Origin of the sequence: Pontibacillus salipaludis (assembly GCF_014642405.1) — a bacterium.
GTDB classification, from domain to species: Bacteria; Bacillota; Bacilli; order Bacillales; family BH030062; genus Pontibacillus; species Pontibacillus salipaludis.
The window spans coordinates 1-6,605 of sequence record NZ_BMIN01000034.1; the positions used below are offsets into that span (position 1 = coordinate 1).

Annotated in this window: 10 protein-coding genes; 4 read left to right on the forward strand and 6 right to left on the reverse strand. The window is 37.9% G+C overall.

Annotated elements, in window-relative coordinates:
• Positions 1-158 precede the first annotated feature (158 nt).
• From IEW76_RS20605 to IEW76_RS20620, 4 genes are all read right to left on the reverse strand, one after another.
• On the reverse strand, positions 159-1,067 hold the full coding sequence (locus IEW76_RS20605) for a chemotaxis protein (RefSeq protein WP_188656248.1): 909 nt from the start codon (positions 1,065-1,067) through the stop codon (positions 159-161).
• Positions 1,068-1,271: 204 nt separating this feature from the next.
• Entirely contained in the window at positions 1,272-1,445 is a 174-nt protein-coding gene (locus IEW76_RS20610; RefSeq protein WP_188656255.1) for a PLDc N-terminal domain-containing protein, read from the reverse strand.
• A gap of 166 nt (positions 1,446-1,611) precedes the next feature.
• The gene (locus IEW76_RS20615; RefSeq protein WP_188656249.1) at positions 1,612-2,001 is read right to left on the reverse strand and encodes a hypothetical protein; all 390 of its coding nucleotides are present in this window, start codon (positions 1,999-2,001) and stop codon (positions 1,612-1,614) included.
• Between the two features lie 130 nt (positions 2,002-2,131).
• Positions 2,132-3,010 carry a patatin-like phospholipase family protein gene (locus tag IEW76_RS20620; protein WP_188656250.1) on the reverse strand — a complete coding sequence of 293 codons (879 nt, stop codon included), beginning with the start codon at positions 3,008-3,010 and terminating at the stop codon, positions 2,132-2,134.
• 284 nt (positions 3,011-3,294) lie between these two features.
• Here IEW76_RS20620 and IEW76_RS20625 point away from each other — a divergent pair, with 284 nt between their 5' ends.
• Positions 3,295-4,458 carry an aminotransferase A gene (locus IEW76_RS20625; RefSeq protein ID WP_188656251.1) on the forward strand — a complete coding sequence of 388 codons (1,164 nt, stop codon included), beginning with the start codon at positions 3,295-3,297 and terminating at the stop codon, positions 4,456-4,458.
• Positions 4,459-4,498: 40 nt separating this feature from the next.
• Entirely contained in the window at positions 4,499-4,621 is a 123-nt protein-coding gene (locus tag IEW76_RS20900) for a DUF6254 family protein (RefSeq protein ID WP_229721324.1), read from the forward strand.
• A gap of 18 nt (positions 4,622-4,639) precedes the next feature.
• Here the strand turns inward: IEW76_RS20900 and IEW76_RS20630 are convergent, their stop codons facing one another.
• Positions 4,640-4,855, reverse strand: coding sequence for an aspartyl-phosphate phosphatase Spo0E family protein (locus IEW76_RS20630; RefSeq protein WP_188656252.1), 216 nt, complete (start codon positions 4,853-4,855; stop codon positions 4,640-4,642).
• A gap of 501 nt (positions 4,856-5,356) precedes the next feature.
• Here IEW76_RS20630 and IEW76_RS20635 point away from each other — a divergent pair.
• Together IEW76_RS20635 and lepB are read left to right on the forward strand one after the other, a co-directional pair.
• A complete protein-coding gene (locus IEW76_RS20635; RefSeq protein ID WP_188656253.1) occupies positions 5,357-5,698 on the forward strand; it encodes a PilZ domain-containing protein in 342 nt (113 codons plus the stop codon).
• Positions 5,699-5,765: 67 nt separating this feature from the next.
• Positions 5,766-6,290 carry a signal peptidase I gene (gene lepB / locus IEW76_RS20640; RefSeq protein WP_229721325.1) on the forward strand — a complete coding sequence of 175 codons (525 nt, stop codon included), beginning with the start codon at positions 5,766-5,768 and terminating at the stop codon, positions 6,288-6,290.
• A 221-nt stretch (positions 6,291-6,511) separates the two neighbouring features.
• Here the strand turns inward: lepB and IEW76_RS21105 are convergent, their stop codons facing one another.
• Positions 6,512-6,601 (reverse strand): IS3 family transposase, encoded by a 90-nt coding sequence (locus IEW76_RS21105; protein WP_373285970.1) that lies wholly within the window; start codon positions 6,599-6,601, stop codon positions 6,512-6,514.
• Positions 6,602-6,605 lie beyond the last annotated feature (4 nt).

The following is a 6,605-nucleotide window of genomic DNA, read 5'->3' on the forward strand; positions in this document are numbered from 1 at the left end:
TTTGCCTCCGGCTTCCTTCAGATTCCGGGTCACCCCGGACACCCTTGCCCTTGGCTAACGGCTACAACGACCTTCACCGTTCGGGACTCTAACCCTAAAGCTTGCGCCCATGTCGGGCACACATCCATAAAAAAATCGGCTGCTATAGCCGATTTTTTTTATAGAATTAATTGATCGATCTTTTTTACAAGTTTAACAATTTCAGGCTTTGAAATTTGATCGTTTGCTCCGACCATTTCTCCTTTATGTCTCAGGTCATCCGTAATAAGAGAAGAGAAAATAATGACAGGAAGATGTTGCAACAAAGGATCCTCTTTAACTTGCTTTGTAAAGTGGTGTCCGTCCATACGCGGCATTTCGATATCCGTAATGATAAGTTGGTACTCTTCTTCCACTGCTTTCCCTTCACCAACAACACTATAAAGATGATCTACAGCTTCTTTACCATCCTCAAATAAGTGAACATTTTCATATCCAGCTTCTCCTAAAGTTTCTTCTAACATCGCCCTTAACATCGCAGAATCTTCAGCTATTAATATACGCTTTTGGGAGCGCTCACGAACACCCAATGTTTTCATTTGATCCATGTTTATGCTTGATTCAGGATTAATATCTGCCACCATCTTCTCAAAATCCAACATGAGTAGCATTTCACTTTCCCTTTTAATAACACCAGTTATTTGAGTCTCTAACCCTTGATACATCTTGCCTGGCTTCTCTATATTCTCCCATGAAATGCGATGAATTTGTGTAACAGTATGTACGTGAAAGACAATTTTCGTTTTATTAAACTCAGCTAAGATAAACTTATCTAATTCTGGTTGGTCAGATGCAGGGAAGCCTAATGCATAAGCTACATCAACAACCGGTACGACCTCTCCCCTAATTTCAATAATACCTTCTACTGAATGATGAGCATGAGGAATTTTCGTTACTTGAACAGGGTTAAGTATTTCTTTTACCTTAATAACGTTAATACCAAACTTATTCTGCCCGATACCGAACTCAACAACCTCTAATTCATTTGTTCCACTCTCTAATAAAATACCACTATCATATGAACCCATGCTGAAACCTCCCTAAAAATGGCTTACACTTCTCTATTATAGAAGGAACCCCAATATTTTCATAGGTTTTTAGAACTAATTTATTCCCTCAAAGAAGGAATCACCAAATAAGGGCAGGCGAATCCTTAAAGAGTGCTTCAAAACTAGCACAACAAAAAAGACGAAACCATAAAGGATTTCGTCTTGAAATATATCGATTAGATCTTAGTCATTACGGATAAAGAAATAAACAATAAGTCCGATGAAAGGGAAAATAATCGTTAGAATTAATACGATGATAGCATACTCTTTACTTTTCCCTTTACGCTGAGCATCTCGATATGCCCAAATACTTGTAACAATATTTATTACAAATAAAGCTATAGCTATAAACGCCATGATACCGACAAATAATCCAGCAATACCTAGCCCAGTTGCAGCTCCTAGCAAATCAATCCCTCCTTTTCATTACCTATATATGTACGTATGATTCAAGTACTAAGTTTCACTTATTTTGTACCCCGTACACCATATCATTCAAACAAAAAGAGGAAAACTAAAATCTTCACACACCTTTGGGCTTTTGTTTTTTAGATTGCTTCATATATTTGACGACTCGCTCAATAGCATATGAACAAATAATATATCCACCAAAACATATTAAAGCAAGTGCCCCATTTGCTACATCCCTTACCTCAACGTCTCCAGTTCCACTTACTCCCTGATATACTTCGTAAAAAGGGAGTATAAACATTACGATCAGACCCGCAACGATATAGCTTAACAACCTGTCCCATTTTAATAAGACCACCCAATATATAATTGGGCGAACTATATTGTAGAATAAAATAATTAAAATCATCCCGAAAATAAAATGCAAATGTAGATCAGTGATCCCAAGAGGAGCTAATTGAGCCTCTTTTATGAGCCAATTAAACGTTAAAAATCCTTCCATTCCCTTCCCTCCTACCCATTATTAGTACAAGTATTGTCAGTAGGTAGAAGAGATATACCTATCTCTATCCCTGGTCAAGAAGTGGATATTCTCTTTAAGAATAAAAACTAAATCCCTGCTATTGTAGATCTTAAGTAAGGATAGAACTCATAGACGGTTCTAAAAAGTTTATCAAATCATCATATTGCTCTTTTGCCTCTTCATAGCCTTGTTCATATAGAGCATGTAGCTTGTTTCTATTTCGTTCAATCCTGCTCACTGCAAGTGGTTTTTTGGGCTGAATGATAAAAGCTTTTCCTTGTTCCACTAACTCATCCACTTGACCTACGGTGTCATTATAGCGCAAATGTCTGCTCTCTAGAGCGTGCGTTAAATTGGGATAGCCTTTAAATTTCTGTTTAAGCAACCAAGAAAACTTCATTTTCTCTTTACGATATCCTGGATTACGCGTCGATATTACGACGTGCTTTGTGTTTCCATTTTGTATTGAAGCAGATATAGGAATAGGATCAGCAATACCACCATCAAGTAGCTGCTTGCCCTCATGAGAAATCATGGGAGCGATAAAAGGTAAGGAGCTTGAAGCTCGAATGAGAGAAATTAAAGTCGGTCCGTCTTCAAAAAAATCATAGTAGGTAGGCTGGCCAGTATGAACATCGGTCGTTCCGACAACGAATTTTGTCTGCTTAGAGAAATGAAAGAACCCTTCATAATCAAATGGGACAAGTTCATTTGGGAGCTTATTAAATATAAAATCCATCCCGAACAATTCTCGCTTCGTAATAGCCCTCTTATAAGATATGTACTCAGGATGACCTCCATATTCCACCAAAACTTTATAGTTACGTCCCTTTTGTCTAGCCACATAAGAAGTACCATTACAAGCCCCTGCTGATGCCCCGACGACATACGGGAAATGAAGGTCAGCATCTAGAAAGAAATCTAATACACCAGCTGTGTAAGCACCTCTCATGCCTCCACCTTCTAAAACGAGTCCAGTTCCATTCATTGACGACCTCCCCTTTCTTCATTCAAATGATGTAATCATTATAACAACAACTCTTGCGATAATAAAAAATTCACGTTTCAAAATGTATAGAGATTACCTAAAAACCATATATTTTATAGCTTTCTCATCTAGCGTATGGATCATAGATGTGTGAAGAGTCTTCCCTCAAATTTCATACGGTCTATACAACCTAATTTCCTTCAAACAATAAAATCATGTTAAGATGGTAATTAAAACGTCAACCACTATGATAGACGTGTATATGACAACCGGAGGTGACAACAGTGCATCATTTAATAAATCCGCACTTACAATCCATACAAATATCAGGAATTCGCAAATTTTTTAATATGGTTTCCGGGAAAGAAGGTGTTGTCTCATTAACAATTGGACAACCTGACTTCCCTACACCTCAGCATATTAAGCAAGCTGGGATTGAAGCCATTAATGACAACCAAACCTCTTATACCCATAATGCAGGTATGTTGCCACTTCGAAAAGCTATATCTGAATTTGCTGAACAAGAGTACGGTCTTTCCTATCAGCCTGATACGGAAATTATTACAACCGTAGGAGCTTCACAAGCTATTGACCTTACGTTTCGAACGATTCTAACTCCTGGAGATGAAGTCATTCTTCCAGCCCCTGTATATCCAGGGTATGAGCCGTGTATTCGATTAGCTGGTGGAACACCAGTCCATGTCGATACAACTCATACGGACTTTAAATTAACAGTTGATACGTTAGCAAAACATATTACCGAACAAACGAAATGCATTGTGTTACCTTACCCTTCTAATCCAACAGGTGCAACACTTACAAAAGAAGAAGTAGAGGCCCTTGCTGAATTCCTTAAAGAAAAAGAAATATTCGTGTTATCGGATGAAATATATAGCCAGTTGACTTACGATGAACCACACACTTCCATTGCAACTCAAGAAGGAATGAGGGAAAAAACCATTGTCATCAACGGCGTATCCAAATCCCATTCTATGACCGGTTGGCGTATTGGTTATACATTAGCTCCTGTTTGGCTATCGAAAGAAATGTTAAAGGTTCACCAGTATAATGTATCTTGCCCAACTTCGATCAGCCAACACGCTGCCCTAGCTGCAATTAAAGGCGGTAAAGCGGATACTGAAGCAATGAGAGCTGAATATAAAGAACGGTTAAACTATGTATACCAACGCCTCACAGACATGGGTGTACCTTGCACGAAGCCAGGTGGTGCATTTTATGTATTTCCTTATTTCCCTGGACTTGAAAAAAGTTCATTTGACTTGGGAGTAGACTTAGTTGAAGAAGCCAAATTAGCCCTTGTTCCAGGTGACGCTTTCTCTTCATATGGTCAAGGCTATATGCGTATATCCTATGCCTACAATATTGATACGTTGAAAGAAGGATTAGATCGATTAGAGTCATACTTGAAAAAATCCACTCTCATATAACAGTAAAACTGAGGCATCCTATATATGAGGTGATTAGAAGATGAGTCATCAAAAACGACGAAAAGAACGTGCTTTACGTCAACGAAAAGAGAAACAAAATCCTCATGGCAAAGTAAAAAGCTTCGAGGAACTAAGTGAAGAAAAAGATCAAAAAAAGACATAATAAACCAGTAGGCTTAGCCTACTGGTTTGTCATATGACCTCTACCTTTACTCAGTTGATCATATTGGTTTAATAACTCGTCCAATTGTTGGCTAAGTCGTAGTGATTCCTCACAAGTAAAGCCTTGGGTCTCTGCTACTACGATCATTCTGTTTCGTAACCGTTCAATCCGCTCTTGTAATTGACTTTTTGTTAAAATGCAAGCAACCACATTCCCCACCCTCTCCACCAGCATATATATCCTCCACACGACTTATCAAACGTAAAGTAAATGTCTTCTCTACTTATACACAAATTTTCTCAATAACTTATAAAACGCTATTTTAAAACATTGATTTGTTATCTTTTAACCCCAAGTAAAATCCAACCTAAAACCTAACATATTGATGTCGTATAACTAAACAAACACCATATATTGTATTTAGACTCATTATGCCAAACAAATGATCCCCTTGTAAAGCAGATCGCAAAATAAGACAAATCATTCCACAAACTATGTTTTACATGGCACACCTTTTACAAATATCGACAAATATTCCTATTGCTATTTTAATAGAATCTTTTTATAATTTGTTTAGTTTTGGTATGAAAGAATATTTTTAGAAAGTATAGATGGTGCGACACATCTTGAAACCATCTCCAACCGAAGCTCACTTTATAATTGAACGTAGAAGCATTCTCCTAAGCTTATGCTGAATAAGAATGCTTTTCCATTTTATCTTCAGGGAGAGATTTGATGTACTTTAAAAGAAATGAACCATTCCGCTACACATTTGGAACTCCAGTTATGGGCCAATTGAAAAATCCTACTAATGAAGAAGAAGTTGAAATGAAAATATGGGATATCAGTCAGCACGGAATGCGGATTGAACCCTTAGGATCATTAGACTTGAAGGCTGAAGAAACAGTCCACATTTTCTTCACCCTCCTTGATCAGGAGTTCTCTGCACTCGGAACGATTAGGTGGAACAAGTCAATCGCGGGAATACCACAAGCTGGTATTGACCTAGATACAGACAGCGCATGGCGTAACAATCTAGTACATACATTAAAGCAATATGCAAAAAAACATATCTAGGCTTACCCAATTCTATGATACGATAGACAAAGAAGAGTTAGAGCTGGAGACGAAAGGAAGATCACACTTGAAGAATAAAATCCTAAAAGAAATTTTAGATTGGACAAAAGCTATAGGGTTCGCCCTTGTACTAGCGTTTGCCATCCGACACTTTGTTTTTGCCACTTCTATTGTAGAGGGTACAAGCATGGACCCTACTTTAGAAGATGGAGAACGTGTTATGTATAATAAATTCGTATACTTGGTAGGAGAACCAGAACGTGGAGATATTGTGATTATCCAACGCCCAACTAAAAACTATGTAAAACGTATCATCGGATTACCTGGAGACACAGTTGAAGTAAGTGAGGACCATTCTTTATTTGTGAATGGTAAACAAGTAGAACAAGATTACCTTAATAAACAGGCTATTCAAGGGACTTTTCCTTTTTCCGAGAAGGAAGTTCCAGAAGATGAATACTTTGTGATGGGAGATAATCGCATCGTCTCTAAAGACAGTCGTAATGGACTTGGGTTTATTAATCATGATGAAGTCATCGGTCGATCAGAACTTGTCATCTATCCATTCGATGAATTGAACTGGACCCGCTAATACTCTAAAAAGGAGACCCGTTTTCACGGGTCTCCTTTTTTACTATAGTCTCTGTTAAAGATTACTGTTGTTATTCTTTGTTGAATACTCGAAAATGAGAGAATGTTTCCGTTCGCGTTATTTGAGAGTAAGGCGGTTCGGAAAATCACTCGCTTTCCGCGGCGAGCTGGGGAGCCTCCTCAGTCGCATTGAACTTGAACCATAAAGTTGGACACAAATTCTTAAGCTGCTTCTATAGTTTGTTGGCGATAATTGGCAGGGCTCTTCCCATTTAATCTCGCTTTAATTCTTCTTGTATTGTAATAATGAATGTAC